This is a genomic window from Photobacterium sp. AWH4_225 (assembly GCF_056158405.1).
In genome coordinates this window covers 2,518,146-2,535,918 of the sequence record NZ_JBSWTF010000001.1, presented here as the reverse complement: position 1 = coordinate 2,535,918, position 17,773 = coordinate 2,518,146, and the positions used below count along the sequence as shown (strand labels likewise).

Here is a 17,773-nt window from a genome sequence, read left to right as displayed (position 1 = left end):
TTTAGGGATAGGGTTGTGTATACCCCCCAGAGGCTGGTAGGGCAACCTCTGGGAGGGGAACTGTTTTATTTCTCTGCTTCGACTTTTGCTTCTTCCTTACGTTTTATCGGCTGGTCGCCAATTGTCGTCTTCCCTGGGCAGATTCTTTTGACCGGACACTTTGGACAGCCCCACACTGCAGCGTACGGACATAGTGCCATTTCCTTGCTTTTCTTCGACATTGAACACCTCTTTTCTCTCAACGATTGCTTTTTATATAAGAAAGCCGGGCCACATAAGTGGCCCAGCCTTTATTTACGCGATGATCACTTCACAAGTTCAGCAATCACCAGTTTGCGTGTGATTTTTTCTTGTAGGTTTTCAGGTTTATCAAGGCCAACGCGCTTTAGCAGAATATCAATATCATGGCCCGGCTTAGGTGCAGACAATGACTGGGCGATAGCTTTCAGTTTACCTGTTGGCGTGGCACATTTAGATTTCAGTGTCTTCAGTGCTTTACCCAGTTTTAGCTCTTGGTCGGTGAAGCTACATCCAAATGGGAATGGGCCGAAAATATCCTGGTCAGTGTACTTCTTGTAGAAAGCCTGAATCGCTTCTGGCGTGTTGTTGGCATACTCTTTCGGGATTTGGTAATCCTTGGCGACTTTGCCAGCTGCTTTGGCTTCTTCTAGCAATTGTTGCTGGAAGCGTGAGTCGGCAATCTTGATAAGCTCGGTGTATACCACGTGGTCTGGTTTACTACGCAAGTTGGCAATACCGTACTCAGTAACCACGATATCTCGCAACTGGCGTGGAATAGTGTTGTGGCCATAGTTGAATAGGATGTTCGAGCGCAGCTTACCGTTACGGAAAGAGCAGCTACGGATCTTGATAATAGAGCGGGATTCGCGCATTTGGCCTGACTGGGCAACAAAGTTGTACTGGCCGCCGACACCACTGACCACTTGACCGTTTTCCAGCGCATCGGAAACGACCGAACCATCCAAGGTGACCATCATGCCCGAGTTCATGAAGCGGGCATGCTGGCGCTGAGCCTGTTTAAGCTGCTGGCTACCAAGGAAATGATCATATAGGTCATTGACGTAATTCACGCTGGTCATGCAGAACTTGTCGTGATCTTCCTGGGTAAAGTTGTTTAGCTCGTGGTAGAAGTCTTTCGGGCCGATGAAGAAAGCACCGTGCATCACTGTACCGCCTTTCAGGCGTTGGCCTAGTGCGTATTTAGTGATCCACTCAAGGGCATCCTTGTCTTGGATATTAGCTTTACTGGTGCCATCGGTGGTTTTCAATTTACCGTCTACAAATTCAACGTTATCGTTGAAAATACCAAAGCGCTTGAGGTACTTAACGTCGGCAGCGGTTAGCTCAGCTGAAATCGCTTCACGCTCAAGCAGTGCCAACAAGGTCATTACCGTCACTTCGTGAGTGATCAATTCATCGTTGAGCAGGCGCTGGATAGTGAGGTCTTCAAACACTTCACGCTTGAGGATGCCGGCGCGGTAAAGATGGACAAAGCCATCGACCATTAGCTCACTACAGCCGTAGAGGCCTTTCTCGAAAGTACCTGTATCACCCACTTCTTTGCAGACAGGGAATTTTTCGTAGATGTTCAGCTCAGACAGCATTTTGTTATACATACGGTTCTGCTGGTGGCGAACAAGGGCGCTGTAGGAGAGGGCACTACTAAGGGAGCCGATCCCCACCTGAAGGGTACCGCCGTCTTTGATCAAGGCGCTGGCGTAGAGGCCGATCATATGGTCTTCCGCAGAAATGCTGGCATGCGGCGCAGCAAACAGTTGGTAGTCTTTGTGATCAGGCAGGCTGTTGCCATCTAGGATGAAATCGAACTCAGAGCTCGCCACTTCAGCATGGTTTTGCATGAAAGGCATGTTGCTGTTTACTTCGCCGATAATGGTGATATTTCGGCCTTGCGCTTTCTGCTTCTCGATTTCGATGGCGAAGTCCAGTGCCAGATCAGAGTTACTGCTTAGGCTGTAAGTCGTCACACCGTCCACAGTGCGTGCTGCGACCAACTGACCAATGACGTTGACGCCTTTATCCAGCAAATCACGAACAGCATGGGTGTAGTTGGTAGACGTGTAGTTTTGCTGCTGCGGTGAATTCATAAAGCTACCGGCTTTGAAGAAGAATTCACTGATAGTGATGTTACTCGGCACCTTGCCAGCACGCAGATCCATGATGTAGTCAATATCAGGGACATCTTCAAACTCACGGGCAACGAACGGTTCTAGGAAGCCGCGTTCAATTTTGCTTTTGCCTACCGGCTTTTCTAGGGTGATCCCGGTTTCGATCCTCAAGCTGATGCTTGGATCTTTCTTTGCTCGTTGATAAAGCGCATTCACAAAGCTAACAGGCTTACCGATAGCAAGTGGCGCGCCAAGGACAATGTTCTTACCGACAGTTGCAATGATTTGATCAACCAGATCGTCTGGCTTGGCGATAACTTTTGCGGGAGCTTTCGTTGCGGAGTCAGACGCTTCAAGGGATGGGTTTGGGTATGATGAATCTACGATTTCTAAAACTGACATAGTGCATTCCTTGTTCGATATTATTCATATATGTTCTTATAGTTGTTATCCCCTCATTGTTGCGCCTGAACTTAGAGCGTTCACTCTATTTTTGGACAAAAAAGCCCCAAATTTTGTCTAGTGTGTGGTTTTGGGACTTCAGTCACGTGTATGCGCAATCGGCATTGCTAATGTGTACGCATACCATGAAACCAGTGATTGTTACCTGCAGAGCGTTGTGTGAGCTGCTTACCAATTCCTTGGTTGAATTAGAAAGATTGATCTAATTCTAATTGGTAGGGTTTAAGCATCGAAAAAGATATTTCTCTGATTTGTTGAGGATAAAGTGATGATTACTCCTAAGAAAATTATTGGAACTGTAAAATCTGCCACCCAGATGGGTGAGTCTTCTGTCCGTACTGTGATTTACGCAGGCCTAGGTGCATACAGCAAAGGTACCGAGCAAGTGGGCATGGCGCAGCACATGGTAAGCAAGCAAGTTCAAGATTTGGTTTCCAAAGGCAGCGAAGTGGAAACTGAAATGGTTGAGCGCATTAAAGATACTAAGCGTGGCTTGTTCGGTCAGGCTGAGTCGCAATTCAATCATGCCTTCAACGCGACTTGCGGTATTGACCGCGATCGTTTGAGCAACTTCGAAGAGAAAGTGGACCGTCTTCAAGAGATGGTAGAAAAGCTGTCTGCAAAGTCGAAGTAACGGAAATTACACAATAGCGACAATGGCAAAGGGACAGACCTTGATTGGGTGGCATTAGCGCCAACTAGTTATCAAGTCAGGAGTTATTGCTCACCCGTCAGACCATGCCACACCGCAAGAAAGGATTAGATTTATGCCGAGTTTGTCTCTGCTGGATTTCAGCTTCATTGCCTTTGAAACGGCAAAAACCCCTATGCATGTTACTGGTTTGGTCATTCTTGATCCGCCACAGGAGCATGCCGGGACTTATGCCCAAGAACTCTATGCCAGTTTCCTGCAGCAGCCGGAAATGGTGCCACCGTTTAACTGGAAGCTTAATTGGTCACTGACAGGTCGTCCGAGCTGGACCACGGTAAACCACGTTAATTTGGAAGATCACCTGCGTATTACCATGCTTCCGTCCCCGGGGAACGAGCAGCAGTTGCAGCAGGTAGTCGGTCGCTTGCACAGCCAAGTGTTGGATCGAAGCCGCCCGATGTGGGAAGTGTGGGTGATCGGCGGGCTTGAAAATAACCGTGTTGCGCTAGTGCTGAAGATCCATCACTCGATGGCAGACGGCGTTCGAGCCAGTAAGATCTTTACCCAGAGCTGTGCCACTTCGGTGGAAGAGTCATTCAACAAGCCAATCTGGCAGTGTGATTTAAGAAAAACCCCGCGTCAGCGCCGTGAAGAATCTCACCTTACCGACATGGTGATGAAAACCGCAGTGGCAGCGACCAAGCAGATTTCCTTGATCCCATCAATGTTCAGGTTGGGTAGCAAACTGGCACTAAAAGCGGTCAATATTGCTGATTGTGACTTGAAAGTACCATTTACTGCACCGAAAACGCCTTTTAACCTGAGCCCTAAGCGCAGCCGTGCGGTTAGCCTAGGTCACTTTTCTATTAAGCAGCTGAAACACATTAGCCGCATCACTGGCGCATCGATGAACGATATCCTGTTCACCATCAGTGATATTGCGCTCAACCGTTACCTCAACGACAGGGCGATCCCTATCCGTAAGCCGTTGGTAGCAATGATGCCTATCAACCTGCGTGCGAAAGGGGATGAAGGCAAATCGGGCAATAAGATGTCGATTGGCCATGTTGAGTTGGGTAAGCAAGGGTTGTCTCCGCTTGAGCGCCTTGAGTCTATCCAGCACGCGACTACGGATCTGAAAAACGAAGCCCTGAATATTTCGCCAGATGCTTACATCAACTACTCATTGCTGGTAAATGGTGTTTCGCTGTTCAGTGGTAAATTTGGTTTGAATAACTTCATTCCGCCAGCCAGTAACCTCCTTATCTCCAATGTGCCAGGTGCTAAAGAAGAGCTTTACTTTATGGGCGCCAAGGTTCGCGAGCAGTACCCTGTATCTTTGTTGATGCCGGGTCAGACTCTGAACATTACCTTCTTCAGTAATGCCGACACTATGTACTTCTCGTTGGTGGCCTGTAACCAGTCGCTACCGGGCTTCGAGGTGATCACCGACTACATGTGTGATGCCTTTGCCGAGATTGAGCAGGAAGTGATGGAAACGGCTGCACAGGCTGTCGCCGAGCAGCTTGGTTATCAGCATGATGAGTCGTTGGCGGTTGAGCTGGCTGTTGAAGCGGCACAGGAGTCGTTGACGCCAGAAGATGATGAGTTCGAAAAGCTTTATCAGGAAAAGCAGCGCAAAGTCGAAGAGCTTGAAAAGCAGTTGGCAAAACTGACCGAGATGCTATCAGCGACTGTCGATATTGACCCGGAAACCCCTGCGACTAACCAGGACGAAATCAGCCCTGCACCTCGCAAAGTGAGAGTGAGAAAGGCCAAGAGCGCTAGCTAGTTAGCCAAGATTACCAGCTAGTTAGCAAGGCTGTTTAAACCTTCGAAAGCCAGAACTACGAAAGTGGTTCTGGTTTTTTTATCGTATGCGCATATTTAGTTGTATGTGCATGTTTTTTCGTGACTGGCGCAGGTAGGGCAGACAGATATAAAAAAAGGCCGCATTGCGACCTTTCGTAAAAGTTGGGAGCGAGCTGTGTGAGGCTTATGCGTAAGCGGCAGTCAGTTCAGCGACTTTGTCGACATACTGCTGCATGGCTGTTTCTGCATCCATACCTTTTAGTTTTTCCCACGCGTCGTATTTCGCGCCGCCTTTGAAGTCAAACATGCCAGGGCGTTTGCCTTTCACGTCACCGTCTGTTGCTTGCTTGAACAGCGAGTATAGTGCTAGTAGCTCGTCGTTAGATGGGCGTTTAGTCAATGCTTTTACGTCAACTTGAGCTTGTTCAAAACTCGCTTTTAGATCTGCCATGATGTGTTCCTTTACTTGTACCTAGCCAGCACAAAAAAGTGTGCCGAGATAATTGATGAAAACTCTTTGCGTCCAGTAAATGGACAAGAGGAAACCGTTAGGTTTAATGAATATAGAAAATGCTGTATTCCTTTAGCCAATACATATTTGCACTGGTCTGAGGTCATGTCTCCTATTAAATGCAAAAAGTTTAATATGGATCACTATTTAATTTTCAGTGATGAAATAATTCATAATCTATGAGGTATTTGCCCAATCAGAATTAAACTACACTATGATTAAATGAAACAAAAAATAGATGATAAAGACTGGAATTATTAATTGGCTGGCTGAACAAGGATTATTCTATTGAGGGAAAGCTATGTATGACTTCATTATTGTAGGGGCGGGTTCGGCAGGATGCGTGCTTGCAAATAGACTATCATCTGATCCTTCTTTAAAAGTCTGCCTCATTGAGGCCGGCCCAAAAGACAGTAGTCCGGTTGTCCATGTTCCTTTGGGCATTATCGGCATGATGCATTCAAAGAAAATGAACTGGCGCTACTACACCGACAAAGAACCTAATCTGCAAAGCCGCCAACTGTTCTGGCCGCGGGGCAAGACATTGGGAGGAAGTTCCTCATCCAATGCGATGTGCTATATCCGTGGCCATGCCAGTGACTATGATGAGTGGTCAGCGCTGGGCAATAAAGGCTGGAGTTACGATGAAGTGCTGCCGTATTTCAGAAAATCAGAAGCGCAAGAACGTGGTAGCGATGACTATCACGGTGCGGATGGACCATTGCATGTATCTGATTTGCGGATAAATAACCCACTCTCTGATGCATTCCTCAAGGCAGCAGAGCAAGCAGGGCACAGCATCACCACAGACTTCAATGGCAAGGAGCAAGAAGGGGTCGGCTATTATCAAGTAACCCAAAAAAACGGCCAGCGCTGCAGTTCGGCGGTAGCCTACCTGCGCCCAGCCGAGCCACGTTCAAATCTGACGGTTATTACTGATGCAACCACATCTAAGGTGCTGATTAAAGAGGGTAAAGCAACAGGGGTTGAATACTTCAAAGGCGGCCAGAAACATCAAGTTATGGCGAGCAAAGAAGTTATTTTAAGTGGTGGGGCGATTAATAGCCCACAGCTGCTGATGCTCTCTGGTGTCGGGGACCAGCAAGAACTTAACGCCCATGGTATTGAAGTGAAGCACCACCTTCCTGGGGTAGGAAAGAACCTTCAAGACCACCTTGATGTGCTGGTGGTAACCCGTGAGCGTACTTTCCATTCTGTCGGTTTTTCGCCGGTCGCTCTTACCAGGGCGATCAAAGGAATTTTTGATTACTTATTGTTTAGAAAGGGAAATTTTACGACTAATATCGCAGAGGCTGGGGGATTTGCCAAAACGTCGCCGGAGCTTGATAAACCGGATGTTCAGTTCCATTTTTCTCCGTGCTACTTGGATAACCATGGTTTGAACTTATGGCAAACGGTGAAGCATGGCTATTCACTACATGCTTGTAATTTAAGGCCAAAAAGCCGAGGTAGCTTGGGGTTAGTCAGTGCTGATCCGCTAGAGCCACCACGTATAACCGCGAATTACCTCAGTCATCCTGAAGATATGGAAGTCATGCTCAAAGCGATTAAGCTTTCACGGCAGATATTGAAGCAGGCTGGGTTTGATCATTACCGCGGCAAAGAGGTCTTCCCGGGTAAGGAAGTACAAACTGACGCACAGTTAGAAGAGTTTATCAGGCGTAAAGCGGAATCTATTTATCACCCGGTGGGCACCTGTAAGATGGGGCATGATGACCAAGCCGTGGTCGATGAAAGGTTGCGTGTTCATGGGGTAAAAGGACTCCGTGTTGTCGATGCGTCGATTATGCCAACCTTGATTGGTGGTAATACGAATGCACCTACCATCATGATTGGTGAGAAAGCAGCTGACATGATATTGGATGATATATCCATCATCGAGACGAATATTTCCAAGCTGAAAGATTGTGTAGCGTAAATAGATTGATATAAATGTTTAAGACGCGATAAAAATACTTTTATCGTGTCTTTTCTTTTTACGTGAAAGTTAGTATGAACATTCTAATTTTTTATTCTATTATGGTTTGTTGCTTTTGGTTTTATTTGCATTTATTAATTTTCTAATTAAGATTGAAAATCTGCTTTTCTTCTCCCTGCTAAAATCGGTTGTTAATTCTAATCCATATGCTTAATATCAGATAAATAGATGGTATTTATTTGAGGTAGTAATGATTTCTAAAAACGAATGGAGCGAAAAGCTCAAAAGCCTCAAGGAAGATATTTCTAGCAAAGTGATAGAAAACTCGGAGTTTGCCAAACAACGGGTGGTTGAGCTGCTGGAGCACGGACTGCCGCCAGCTCAAGGGGATGCTTTGCTAGCAAGTTTCAATGGTTTGGTTGGTGACCATTTACTGCAGAGAAACAGCCGTTTCGCCATACCTATGGTGTTCACTGATCATACCCAGCATTTAAGCGATGATGCCGAAGCGCTTGAGCGCCAGATCCCTGATGCGTCTGGGCGCATCGTATTGTGTGTCCATGGCTGGTGTATGGCTGATAAAGGTTGGGTCAGGAAAGGCCACGATCACGGTAAGCAATTTATCAATGCGGGCTATACCCCTATCTACCTGTGGTACAACACCGGCAACCATATCTCCCTCAATGGCGAAGAGTTTGCCTTTAGGTTAGAAAAGCTCTTGCAGGCTTGGCCTTGTGAGGTCAAGGAGCTGGTGATCATCGGTCATAGCATGGGCGGTTTGGTTACGCGCAGTGCTTGTTACTATGCTGGCATCAATCAACTACAGTGGCTGCAGGTACTTCGTACCTTTATTACCTTGGGGACACCGCACAATGGTGCACCACTGGCGAAGCTAGCTTGTTGGATTGATGAACAAGTGGCAGATACACCTCAGTTGAAGTTTTTGCAAAAACTGGGGGAGATACGCAGTAGTGGCAGTAAGGATCTTAGCCGGGGTTACATTGTTCACGAGGATTGGCAGGCACCGACGATTCCTTTCAAGCAAGCGGATCAGGACAAAGCCACTGGCACGGCGTTGATCCAAAGGCCTACGCTGCCTGATACGGTTCAGTGTTATGCTATTGCGTCTTGTCTTGGCAAGAACATCCAGGATGAGAACAACCGCAAACTAGGGGATGGGTTGGTGCCTGTATCCAGTGCGCTAGCAGAGAGCTCAAAAGGAGTAATGGCACTCAATTACCCGCCAGAAAATAAGTGGGTTGTTGGTGGGGTTGATCATCTTGACTTGCTAAACCATCCTGCAGTCGCGGCGAAAGTCAGCGAGTGGGTGCTTGGTAACACGCTGTAACGCAATAGCCTGGCCATACATACTCTTCAGAAAAGCGCCTGACTGATTCATTACGCGGGGATTTACATATAATGGAAAGCATATATAATGCTTTCCATATGTATTGTTTGCTGCCGTGAGTCACATGAGACGCATCTTATTTTTATGTACCGGAAACTCAGCCCGTTCTCAGTTAGCAGAAGCCGCTATGCGGCACATGGCGGGTGAGCATTACCAAGTTGTTAGTGCAGGGATGGCACCAGAGGAAGTGGATCCTCGTGTTTACCGTGTATTGGCCGAGCGCGGCATCAATAGCGATAACTTAAAGAGTTGTTCGGCTGCTGAGCTTGAAGGGCAGCACTTCGATACCGTGATCACCCTGTGCGACAAGGCCAGTAATGAATGTGCCTTGTTCCCTGACTCCGACGCACTCCTTCACTGGGATTTTAAAGATCCCAAGCCACAGAGCGGCGATCAACCTTTTCGTGACACCTTAGACGGCTTGGAAAGTCGCATGGCACTGTTTCTGATGCTCAATGGTGAAGAACACGATTCGGTGATTGGCCCAGTTGAATTATTTAAAGTGCTTAGCGATCCGCTACGCCTGCGTATCTTGATGTTGATTGAAGATGAGCAAGCGCTGACAGTTGGCGATCTGGTCGATGTACTTGGCGTGAGCCAGCCTAAAGTCTCCCGCCATCTTGCCTTGCTGCGTGACGGTGGTGTGCTGGAGACCCAGCGGGAAGGGCAGTGGATTTTTTATCATTTGGCTATGCAATTGCCGGTTTGGATTCGCCATATCCTTGCTACAGTGAGAAATGGTAATCCGGGTATGATCAATGACGAAAAGATCAAACTCAGCCATCGTGAAGAGCGTAAAAAGCCAGGCTTTAGCAAAGTTAGCTAGTATTTTTATTTTAAAATTAATTAGAAGTAAGTTACTTATTTATAGGTGCAAATATGTCAAACACACACCCATTCTGGACCCTGCCTTTAGAAGATAGCGGCAAACTGCTACTGACTCCATGTCCAGGTACCAAAGAAGTTTCTCTGCACGACTCGCTAGTGCAACTTAAAGAAGCTGGCGCAACAGCAGTACTAACAGCCCTTGAGCCAGAAGATCTACCGGAAGGTGGTTTGGAAGCGCTGGCGGAAGAGTGCCGTGGCCTAGGTATGCGTTGGTTCCACCTACCTATCGAAGATGACTGTGCACCGGGTGCTCAGTTTGATGCAAACTTCCCTGAAGCTAACAAAGCCGCTCAGGCCATGTTGGATAACGGTGATGCGATTGCTGTTCACTGCATGGGTGGTTCTGGCCGCACAGGTTTGATTGCAGCACGCATTATGCTTTCTCGCGGTGCAGAACTGAACTCAACAATAGAGAAGATCCAAGCACTTCGCCCGGGTGCCTTCCAGCGTCAGCCGCATATCGATTACATCCAGCAGTACAAGTAAGTCATTGCCGTCAGGCTTTCCTTACTCAATGAATGAATGCCCTGCTTTTGCAGGGCATTTTTGTATCTGGCACTTATCAACTAGATTCCGTCATTCTCTCGTTATCTCGTAACGGTAGCTTGGAAATAGCGTAACTATAATTTGCTTTGTGACCCACTCATACAGCGAAGGAAAAGTGCCTATCTCAGTACCTAACGTCACTGTGCTATGCCCTTGGCAGTTACAGTAGTAATTAATTGAAAAAAGATCTGGAAAAGCAGTTCGGATCTGGCTAGTATATGCGGCATACCATATATATGCTAAATCATATGTTCAAGTTAACGGTTTAAGGAAAGTGGATTATGGCTATCAAAGTAGGCATTAACGGTTTTGGTCGTATTGGTCGTTTGGCGATGCGCGCTGCGTTTGATTGGGAAGAAGTGGAATTTGTTCAAATCAATGATGTAGCGGGTGACGCGAAAACATTAGCTCATTTGATGGAGTTCGATTCAGTACAAGGCCGCTGGCATCATGCCGTGACTTCTGATGGTCAATCGATGCAGATTGGTGACTCTGTGATCCGCTGTACGCAAGAGCGCGATATCGATGCGGTAGATTGGTCTGGTTGTGATGTGGTTCTGGAAGCGACCGGTGTTCACCGTGAAATGGAATACCTGAACAAGTACCTAGCACAAGGCGTTAAGCGTGTTGTCGTTTCTGCGCCAGTGAAAGATGACAGCGTGTTGAACGTGGTAGTGGGTGTGAACGATTACCTGTTTGATGCTGACAAGCATAAGATTGTCACAGCGGCTTCTTGTACTACCAACTGTATTGCCCCTGTTGTTAAGGTTATCCACGAGAAATTCGGTATCGAGCAGTCGTCATTTACGACGATTCACGATCTGACAAACACGCAAACTATCCTAGATGCGCCGCACAAAGATCTTCGTCGTGCCCGTGCATGTGGTATGAGCCTTATTCCAACCACTACTGGTTCTGCGAAAGCGATCATTGATATCTTCCCTGAGCTTGAAGGCAAGATTAACGGCCACGCGGTTCGCGTACCTCTAGCTAATGCGTCACTAACAGACATCATCTTTGATCTAAGCCGCGATGTGACAGCGGAAGAAGTTAACGCAGCACTGAAAGAAGCGTCTGAAAACGAGCTTGCAGGTATCCTAGGTTACGAAGACCGTCCTCTGGTATCTATCGACTACAAAGGCGACCAGCGCTCAACCATCGTTGATGCACTATCAACCATGGTTGTGAACGACCGTATGGTGAAAGTGTACGCTTGGTACGATAACGAAATGGGTTACGCAACCCGTACGTCTGAGCTAATCCGTAAGGTTGGCCTAGCGTAACTAACACAGTACCAATGGCCAGCCCCAGTTATTGGGGCTGGCCTTTGTAATATATAGTGGTACACAGCAACAAACAGTAGAGTGAGTTATTGCATGATTTCGGCTATTGCCAACCTCTCCAAAGATGTTCGCCAGTACATGCTGGTGACATTCAATTACTGGAACTTCACCATTACCGACGGCGCGCTGCGCATGTTGGTCGTCTTACATTTCCACCAGTTGGGTTACAGCTCGCTGCAGATCGCCTCGCTCTTCTTGTTCTACGAATTTTTTGGTGTAGTCACCAACTTGATTGGTGGCTGGCTGGGTGCCAAGTTGGGACTGAACCGTACTATGAATATTGGTTTGGCGATGCAGGTCGGTGCGCTGGTTATGCTAGCGGTACCGTCGGCGTATCTGACTGTACCTTGGGTGATGTTGGCGCAGGCAGTTTCAGGTATCGCTAAAGATCTCAATAAGATGAGCGCTAAGAGTGCCATCAAAACCTTGGTTCCAGATGAAAAGCAGGGCGCTTTATACAAGTGGATTGCTATCCTGACTGGTTCTAAGAACGCGCTGAAAGGTGCTGGCTTCTTTATCGGTGGTTTGCTACTGGCCGTTGTTGGCTTCAAAGGCGCAGTTCTAGCTATGGCAGCGGTATTGGCGTTGGTACTTATCCTCAGCTTGGTGTCACTAGAAAAAGACATGGGCAAGGCCAAAAACAAAATCAAATTTAAGCAGATCTTCTCGAAAAGCGAGAGCATCAACATTCTCTCTGCGGCCCGTATGTTCCTGTTCGGCGCAAGGGATGTTTGGTTCGTCGTTGCCCTGCCAATCTATCTAAGTCAGGTGTTTGATTGGGACCATACTATGGTCGGCGGCTTTTTGGCCCTATGGGTAATTGCTTACGGTTTTGTTCAGGGTATCGCACCGAAAATTACCGGTAAATCGAAGGGCACAGTGCCTGACGGTCGTGCCGCGATGGGGTGGGCCGGTTTGCTGAGCCTTATCACCATGGGGGTTGCCCTCGGCGTGCAGTTCAACTGGCAGCCAGAGTTTACTATCGTGGTTGGCTTGTTGATCTTCGGCGCGGTGTTCGCGGTTAACTCTTCACTGCACTCATACCTGATTGTGAGCTATGCCAAAGACGACGGTGTTTCACTTGATGTCGGCTTCTACTACATGGCTAACGCGATGGGTCGTTTGATTGGTACCGTACTGTCTGGTTTGGTTTATCAGTATGCGGGTTTGGCAGCATGTTTGTGGGTATCGGTGATCTTCTTGGTACTGACAACGATTATCTCAATTCGTCTGCCTGCACACCCTGAAAAAGCGAAAGCCTGATTGCGTGATGTCATCGCTGAATCAATAAAACGCTTATAATTTATAGCCCAGCCACCGAGCTGGGCTTTTTAGTATGAGAAGACTAAGAGAACTGCAAATTTAGTGGTTGAAAAATGTGAGATATTTCTTCTTCTTGATCGAGTTTTGTTCATTCAAATCAAAACATTAAAAAAACGCGTTGACTCATTTCTGTAATCGGTTAAAGTAATTCTCGTCTTCAGGGCAAAGTCCACAAGAAGCAATGCGACACTAGCTCAGTTGGTAGAGCGCAACCTTGCCAAGGTTGAGGTCACGAGTTCGAACCTCGTGTGTCGCTCCAAATTTAAAGATGGTGTTTACAATACTAAACGGCATCGCAAAGAATTGCGTGCCCTGGTGGTGGAATTGGTAGACACAAGGGATTTAAAATCCCTCGGCGTTCGCGCTGTGCCGGTTCAAGTCCGGCCCGGGGCACCATCTACACAGAAGCCTCAGCAGAAATGCTGGGGCTTTTTTGTGCCTGATCATCTTTATAAACAATCTCAACATATGTCGAGATTGTTGCCTGCAATCCAAAACTTTCTGTTATTCGTTCAATCCCAGCAATCCAGCCAAAGTTAAGCCGAAAAGCTGCTGGATAAGCGCTAAGCCGTCTTCGTTTGGTAATTTATGCCGAATGATATTGAGAAGACCTTTCGCACCTAATGCGCCTTGTCCCTGATTTTCGTGCTTAGCAGCGTGCATCATGAGCATCTTCATGATCATTTTGAACTCTTTGGATTCAAGCGACTCAGTCCAAGATTGGATGAGCGCCTCTTTAGACTCGAATGACAGATGATCCATGATAATCGGTAGCACCTTTCCGTCCATGGCTACAGCAAAATCCTGATTGGAAGGGTAGTAGCCTTGTAAGGTGCTTTTGCGAAGTCCGGTTTCTTTGCTCAGGCGATCATACGTCACGTATTCCCAGCCTTCATTAAGAAAGATTTTCAAAATTATCGCATTATAGGTGGCAAAATTTTCTTGCCACTTTTCTTTAGTAATACGGGCCATGTCATACCCCATAAAAAATGAAGTGTGGATATTATCATACTTACCCTGGCCTCTTATAATGGCTACCGTGAGTTATTAACCCGCTATGTTTGGGTCATATTTTTAGGTTTGTCCCTCTAGGGCAGTATCTCTGTCATCATTTGCTACAGCATCTCTTGTATTTTTTTCCGCTGCCACAAGGGCAGGGATCATTTCGCCCCAGTCCTTGTGCTGAAGAGGGCAGTGGTGGCAAGTAGCGCTGGATGTCAGACGCTGGCCTGTTATGTCGCAATAGATCAGCCATGATCGCCATTGGCTCTTCAACATGTTTGAAATACATGAAGTAGCCAGGGCAGAGGTAGTTGTGATCAATTTTGCCCGACGGCCCGCGTTCAAATCTTTGTTTGGGACAACCGCCATTACAAGCTGGTAGATATCGACATTGTCGGCATTTGTCATTGAGAGTGTCGAATTTGTCCTTCCCGAACTGAAGTGCGCTTTCACTATGGTTCATGGACGAGATAGAAGTTTCATGGATATTGCCGAGCTTGTACTCAGGGTATACATAGTGATCGCACTGGTACAAATCACCATTGGCTTCCAGCGCAAAAGCATGGCCACATTGCTTGGAGAAAATACAAATGCCGGGAGGTTGTCCTAACCAGCTTGCAAGTGTTGTATCAAAAATTTGCACGAAGGTCTGGCCGACATCGTGACGTATCCAATAATCAAATATGGTCGTTAAAAACTGGCCATACTCCTCAGGATCGACAGACCACTTGGTGACTTTACCAAAAGATTGGTCTGGGCTGGCAAGCGTTTGTTGAGGGAAACCTTGTTGGGCATTATCGCGTTCTACCAAAGGAATAAATTGCAAGAAGTTTGAGCCGGTACTTTTGAGGTATTGGTAGACCCGTAATGGATGCTTCACATTCTGTGCATTTACGACGGTAAGTGTATTGAATTCAACCTGATGTTTTTTCAATAGTTCGATAGCGGCTACTACCTTTTGGTGAGTCCCTTTGCCGCTTCGTGTCACGCGATAATGGTCATGTAAATCTTGTGGTCCGTCGATTGAAACCCCAATTAAGAAGTTATGCTCTTTGAAAAACCGGCACCACTTTTCGTTAAGTAAAATGCCATTGGTTTGAAATGCATGAGTGATGTGTTTGTTATGGCCATACTTGTCACACAACTCTACAACCCGTTGGTAGAACGCTAACCCCATGAGAGTCGGCTCTCCACCTTGCCAGGTAAACTGAACGCTTTGGCCGGGTTGGGCTTCTATATGCTGTTTGATGTAAGCGTCCAGTGTTTCATCAGGCATCTGCCAATCACTTTGCCTGTCTGGGTAAAGCTTGTCTTTTTCTAAGTAGAAACAGTATTCACAATCTATGTTGCAGACTGAACCTGTAGGTTTGGCCATTACATGGCAGCCAAGAGATTGATGCATTGTTGATCCTAATTGCTGTTTGGTGTCCACATGTAGATAAGGTAACCGACTGTCATAAGGGTAATCAGTGATGATAGATACCTTTTTACCCAATACTCCGTACGTGTAACTGCCATCATATTCTCGAAAACTTGAGTGAAGCGGAAGCGGCAGTACACTGTTCCAAGAATGGCTGAAAACATCATTAATAGGCCGATTAAGGACAGACGGGGGAAAGCATATTGATCAGTAGCCTTGAAAAACGGTAGTCCCAGAGCGAACAATACCAGCTGGGTTCTTAGCCAAGACATCGCGGTTCGTTCTGGTTGTAGGCCTGGGTCCTTATTCATAGGTTGATGACCAGTATTATCACAGAGGTGAGAAACAACATGATGATACTGATTACTTTGAGAAAACCGGTGTAGTGGAGGTCGGTTTTTGTCCGCATCGCTTTTTCATTTTGTGCCCAGCGGCGGTATGCAAAAATAGCCAGTAAGCCAGAGCAGAGACACAAAAATGAGGAAATTATTATTCGTACTGAAGGATTGGCGAGATCTGGTGTCAATTGATCGATACCTATCGCACCGGCAAGCAGCGCAAGGGAGGTGCGTATCCAGGCTAAGTAAGTGCGTTCGTTAGCCAGGGAGAATCGGTAGTCCGGGGCTTCTCCTTCATTTCGCCAGGCCGTTTTGGAATTTAGTGTTGTATTTTTCATAGATAAATTAATTGTGCAGTAATGTTTTTCGGTAGTTTGCTAATTGCTCTAGATCTACCGGAAGCGGTTTTCGACTGCTTTTGTCAAGAATTCCTGAGTCTTTTAACGTCTTGCAATATCTGATCACTGTGGTGGTATCAGTACCGCTGTATTCACCTATTTCACGGTAGGTCCAAGGATATTCAGGATATGTTTGAAACATATAATAAATTGTATCGAGAATACGTTTCTTGGCACTAAAGGCATTAAATTGCATTAATCTTTTTTCGGCTTCACCTAATTCAGAGCACACTTCCTGCATTAATAAATTGGCCAAATTAGGAGAGGCTGTGTCGAGATATTTAAAATCGTTTACATTCACTCTAATTAAAGCACTATCTAGCATTGCTCTGGCTGTAGATGGGTAGTTTTGTGCGGTAAAGAGAGAACGGTAGCCAAAGTATGAGCCTGGCCCATAGATCCTTAGTAAGGATTCTTTCCCGCTTTCAGAAACTTGGTATAAACCCACTAAACCTTGATCTACATAGTAAAAACCCTTAGCAGGCAAGCCATTATGGTATACGACTTGCTTTTTGCTAACGTCAATGTTGTCTATGTGATCTTTTAATTGCTTGCGAATATCAATAGCCATCAGTAAGAGTATGCCTGAAAAATCACTAGAGATACTTTACCCGATATTTAGCTAAACAAATATGATCATCGCCATAAAATATAAGCTTGTTGATCCCGTAAAGTAATTATTAGTGAAAGCGTTTACAAGCATATAATTACAACTGTTTATTGGGGTTCACATATCATGGATATGGTAGATCTTTTCGTGGGTGTATTAGCAACAGAAGCCTTAATGCTAAAAATAGCGTTGGGAAGTATTTTTGGATTATGTCTGGGGCTAACAGGTGTTGGAGGTGGGGTATTATTAATCCCGATGTTACAGCTCTTCTGTGGCATGCCGCCAGTACTTGCAGTGGGTACGGCAAGTTTGATATCAGCGCTGGTAAAAGTGAATGCATCTATTGTTCATGTGAAAGCAAAGAATGTCTCTTGGCGGAAAATTTCAATCCTGTTTGCTGGCGCTTTACCTGTGACCCTTTTGGTGACTCAGGTGGTGATTTATTTCAATGAGCACCCATTACACCAGGAGACCACGCAATCAATTATTACAACTCTGGTGACTGTTGTGATGGTTGGTTCATTAATGTCGGTATTTCACAAATATAGGTCCTCACCCAAAAGCAAGAATACGGCTGCGGCTGTAAGTAACAGCGATAAAAAGGCACTCGTCTCTGGTATGTTTTGCGGTTCAATATTAGGTTCAACGGGGGTCGGTGGCGGGGTTTTGCTACTTCCTGTGCTCAATAATGTTTTGAACCTTGATATCAAGAAAGCTATTGGCTCATCTGTGGTTCTCGCCCTATTTTTATCAGGCTTTGCAGCGCTTGGTTATGCCAAAGGAGGGCAGGCAGACATCTATACAGCAATATGGTTTGTCGTTGGCTCATTCATCGGTGTACCTGTCGCAGCGTCTTTGCTGAGTAAAATTTCGGAGCAAACAACCTATATCATTACCTTGCTGGTTATCTTGGTGAGCCTAGTACTGTATACAGTGTTCTGAGTTTTCAAAGCAATCTTAACTTAACCAAAAGA

The 17,773-nt window shown here is 46.3% G+C and carries 16 protein-coding genes and 2 tRNA genes; 11 read left to right on the top strand and 7 right to left on the bottom strand.

Annotated features, from left to right (window positions below):
• Window positions 1-305: 305 nt before the first annotated feature.
• Entirely contained in the window at window positions 306-2,549 is a 2,244-nt protein-coding gene (locus tag ACXAD4_RS11880; protein WP_475241576.1) for an acetyl-CoA hydrolase/transferase C-terminal domain-containing protein, read from the bottom strand.
• A 328-nt stretch (window positions 2,550-2,877) separates the two neighbouring features.
• Here ACXAD4_RS11880 and ACXAD4_RS11875 point away from each other — a divergent pair, with 328 nt between their 5' ends.
• Together ACXAD4_RS11875 and ACXAD4_RS11870 are read left to right on the top strand one after the other, a co-directional pair.
• Complete coding sequence (locus ACXAD4_RS11875) at window positions 2,878-3,243, top strand: phasin-related domain-containing protein (RefSeq protein WP_475241575.1); 366 nt, start codon at window positions 2,878-2,880, stop codon at window positions 3,241-3,243.
• A gap of 133 nt (window positions 3,244-3,376) precedes the next feature.
• Complete coding sequence (locus tag ACXAD4_RS11870) at window positions 3,377-5,053, top strand: wax ester/triacylglycerol synthase family O-acyltransferase (RefSeq protein ID WP_475241573.1); 1,677 nt, start codon at window positions 3,377-3,379, stop codon at window positions 5,051-5,053.
• 204 nt (window positions 5,054-5,257) lie between these two features.
• Here ACXAD4_RS11870 and ACXAD4_RS11865 read toward each other — a convergent pair whose 3' ends face one another.
• Window positions 5,258-5,524, bottom strand: coding sequence for an acyl-CoA-binding protein (locus tag ACXAD4_RS11865; RefSeq protein WP_475241572.1), 267 nt, complete (start codon window positions 5,522-5,524; stop codon window positions 5,258-5,260).
• A gap of 361 nt (window positions 5,525-5,885) precedes the next feature.
• Here ACXAD4_RS11865 and ACXAD4_RS11860 point away from each other — a divergent pair, with 361 nt between their 5' ends.
• From ACXAD4_RS11860 to ACXAD4_RS11825, 8 genes are all read left to right on the top strand, one after another.
• Window positions 5,886-7,523, top strand: coding sequence for a GMC family oxidoreductase (locus tag ACXAD4_RS11860; protein ID WP_475241570.1), 1,638 nt, complete (start codon window positions 5,886-5,888; stop codon window positions 7,521-7,523).
• Window positions 7,524-7,773: 250 nt separating this feature from the next.
• Window positions 7,774-8,871: a PGAP1-like alpha/beta domain-containing protein gene (locus ACXAD4_RS11855; RefSeq protein ID WP_475241568.1), complete on the top strand. Its 1,098-nt coding sequence runs from the start codon at window positions 7,774-7,776 to the stop codon at window positions 8,869-8,871.
• Window positions 8,872-8,995: 124 nt separating this feature from the next.
• On the top strand, window positions 8,996-9,757 hold the full coding sequence (locus ACXAD4_RS11850; RefSeq protein ID WP_475241567.1) for a metalloregulator ArsR/SmtB family transcription factor: 762 nt from the start codon (window positions 8,996-8,998) through the stop codon (window positions 9,755-9,757).
• Window positions 9,758-9,810: 53 nt separating this feature from the next.
• Window positions 9,811-10,305 (top strand): phosphatase domain-containing putative toxin, encoded by a 495-nt coding sequence (locus tag ACXAD4_RS11845; RefSeq protein ID WP_107300418.1) that lies wholly within the window; start codon window positions 9,811-9,813, stop codon window positions 10,303-10,305.
• A 341-nt stretch (window positions 10,306-10,646) separates the two neighbouring features.
• A complete protein-coding gene (locus tag ACXAD4_RS11840) occupies window positions 10,647-11,648 on the top strand; it encodes an ArsJ-associated glyceraldehyde-3-phosphate dehydrogenase (protein ID WP_107300419.1) in 1,002 nt (333 codons plus the stop codon).
• A 93-nt stretch (window positions 11,649-11,741) separates the two neighbouring features.
• Complete coding sequence (gene arsJ, locus ACXAD4_RS11835) at window positions 11,742-12,971, top strand: organoarsenical effux MFS transporter ArsJ (protein ID WP_475241565.1); 1,230 nt, start codon at window positions 11,742-11,744, stop codon at window positions 12,969-12,971.
• Window positions 12,972-13,214: 243 nt separating this feature from the next.
• Window positions 13,215-13,290, top strand: a tRNA-Gly gene (locus ACXAD4_RS11830).
• 50 nt (window positions 13,291-13,340) lie between these two features.
• Window positions 13,341-13,427, top strand: a tRNA-Leu gene (locus ACXAD4_RS11825).
• Window positions 13,428-13,535: 108 nt separating this feature from the next.
• Here the strand turns inward: ACXAD4_RS11825 and ACXAD4_RS11820 are convergent.
• From ACXAD4_RS11820 to ACXAD4_RS11800, 5 genes are all read right to left on the bottom strand, one after another.
• Window positions 13,536-14,003, bottom strand: coding sequence for a hypothetical protein (locus ACXAD4_RS11820; RefSeq protein ID WP_475241563.1), 468 nt, complete (start codon window positions 14,001-14,003; stop codon window positions 13,536-13,538).
• 136 nt (window positions 14,004-14,139) lie between these two features.
• Complete coding sequence (locus ACXAD4_RS11815; protein WP_475241562.1) at window positions 14,140-15,435, bottom strand: anaerobic sulfatase maturase; 1,296 nt, start codon at window positions 15,433-15,435, stop codon at window positions 14,140-14,142.
• An 8-nt stretch (window positions 15,436-15,443) separates the two neighbouring features.
• Window positions 15,444-15,764, bottom strand: a complete 321-nt coding sequence (locus ACXAD4_RS11810) for a DUF202 domain-containing protein (protein WP_475241560.1) — start codon at window positions 15,762-15,764, stop codon at window positions 15,444-15,446.
• Window positions 15,761-16,129, bottom strand: a complete 369-nt coding sequence (locus tag ACXAD4_RS11805) for a YidH family protein (RefSeq protein WP_475241558.1) — start codon at window positions 16,127-16,129, stop codon at window positions 15,761-15,763. The genes ACXAD4_RS11810 and ACXAD4_RS11805 overlap by 4 nt, the downstream gene beginning before the upstream one ends.
• A 7-nt stretch (window positions 16,130-16,136) precedes the next feature.
• Window positions 16,137-16,760, bottom strand: a complete 624-nt coding sequence (locus tag ACXAD4_RS11800; RefSeq protein WP_475241556.1) for a Crp/Fnr family transcriptional regulator — start codon at window positions 16,758-16,760, stop codon at window positions 16,137-16,139.
• Window positions 16,761-16,925: 165 nt separating this feature from the next.
• Between ACXAD4_RS11800 and ACXAD4_RS11795 the strand changes: the two genes are divergently transcribed.
• Complete coding sequence (locus tag ACXAD4_RS11795; protein WP_475241555.1) at window positions 16,926-17,741, top strand: sulfite exporter TauE/SafE family protein; 816 nt, start codon at window positions 16,926-16,928, stop codon at window positions 17,739-17,741.
• Window positions 17,742-17,773 lie beyond the last annotated feature (32 nt).

Excerpts from the sequence above, each read along its gene's own strand:
- ACXAD4_RS11880 (WP_475241576.1), bottom strand. The coding sequence starts at position 2,549 with ATGTCAGTTTTAGAAATCGTAGATTCATCATACCCAAACCCATCCCTT.
- ACXAD4_RS11875 (WP_475241575.1), top strand. The coding sequence starts at position 2,878 with ATGATTACTCCTAAGAAAATTATTGGAACTGTAAAATCTGCCACCCAG.
- ACXAD4_RS11870 (WP_475241573.1), top strand. The coding sequence starts at position 3,377 with ATGCCGAGTTTGTCTCTGCTGGATTTCAGCTTCATTGCCTTTGAAACG.
- ACXAD4_RS11865 (WP_475241572.1), bottom strand. The coding sequence starts at position 5,524 with ATGGCAGATCTAAAAGCGAGTTTTGAACAAGCTCAAGTTGACGTAAAA.
- ACXAD4_RS11860 (WP_475241570.1), top strand. The coding sequence starts at position 5,886 with ATGTATGACTTCATTATTGTAGGGGCGGGTTCGGCAGGATGCGTGCTT.
- ACXAD4_RS11855 (WP_475241568.1), top strand. The coding sequence starts at position 7,774 with ATGATTTCTAAAAACGAATGGAGCGAAAAGCTCAAAAGCCTCAAGGAA.
- ACXAD4_RS11850 (WP_475241567.1), top strand. The coding sequence starts at position 8,996 with ATGAGACGCATCTTATTTTTATGTACCGGAAACTCAGCCCGTTCTCAG.
- ACXAD4_RS11845 (WP_107300418.1), top strand. The coding sequence starts at position 9,811 with ATGTCAAACACACACCCATTCTGGACCCTGCCTTTAGAAGATAGCGGC.
- ACXAD4_RS11840 (WP_107300419.1), top strand. The coding sequence starts at position 10,647 with ATGGCTATCAAAGTAGGCATTAACGGTTTTGGTCGTATTGGTCGTTTG.
- arsJ (WP_475241565.1), top strand. The coding sequence starts at position 11,742 with ATGATTTCGGCTATTGCCAACCTCTCCAAAGATGTTCGCCAGTACATG.
- ACXAD4_RS11820 (WP_475241563.1), bottom strand. The coding sequence starts at position 14,003 with ATGGCCCGTATTACTAAAGAAAAGTGGCAAGAAAATTTTGCCACCTAT.
- ACXAD4_RS11815 (WP_475241562.1), bottom strand. The coding sequence starts at position 15,435 with ATGCATCAATCTCTTGGCTGCCATGTAATGGCCAAACCTACAGGTTCA.
- ACXAD4_RS11810 (WP_475241560.1), bottom strand. The coding sequence starts at position 15,764 with ATGAATAAGGACCCAGGCCTACAACCAGAACGAACCGCGATGTCTTGG.
- ACXAD4_RS11805 (WP_475241558.1), bottom strand. The coding sequence starts at position 16,129 with ATGAAAAATACAACACTAAATTCCAAAACGGCCTGGCGAAATGAAGGA.
- ACXAD4_RS11800 (WP_475241556.1), bottom strand. The coding sequence starts at position 16,760 with ATGGCTATTGATATTCGCAAGCAATTAAAAGATCACATAGACAACATT.
- ACXAD4_RS11795 (WP_475241555.1), top strand. The coding sequence starts at position 16,926 with ATGGATATGGTAGATCTTTTCGTGGGTGTATTAGCAACAGAAGCCTTA.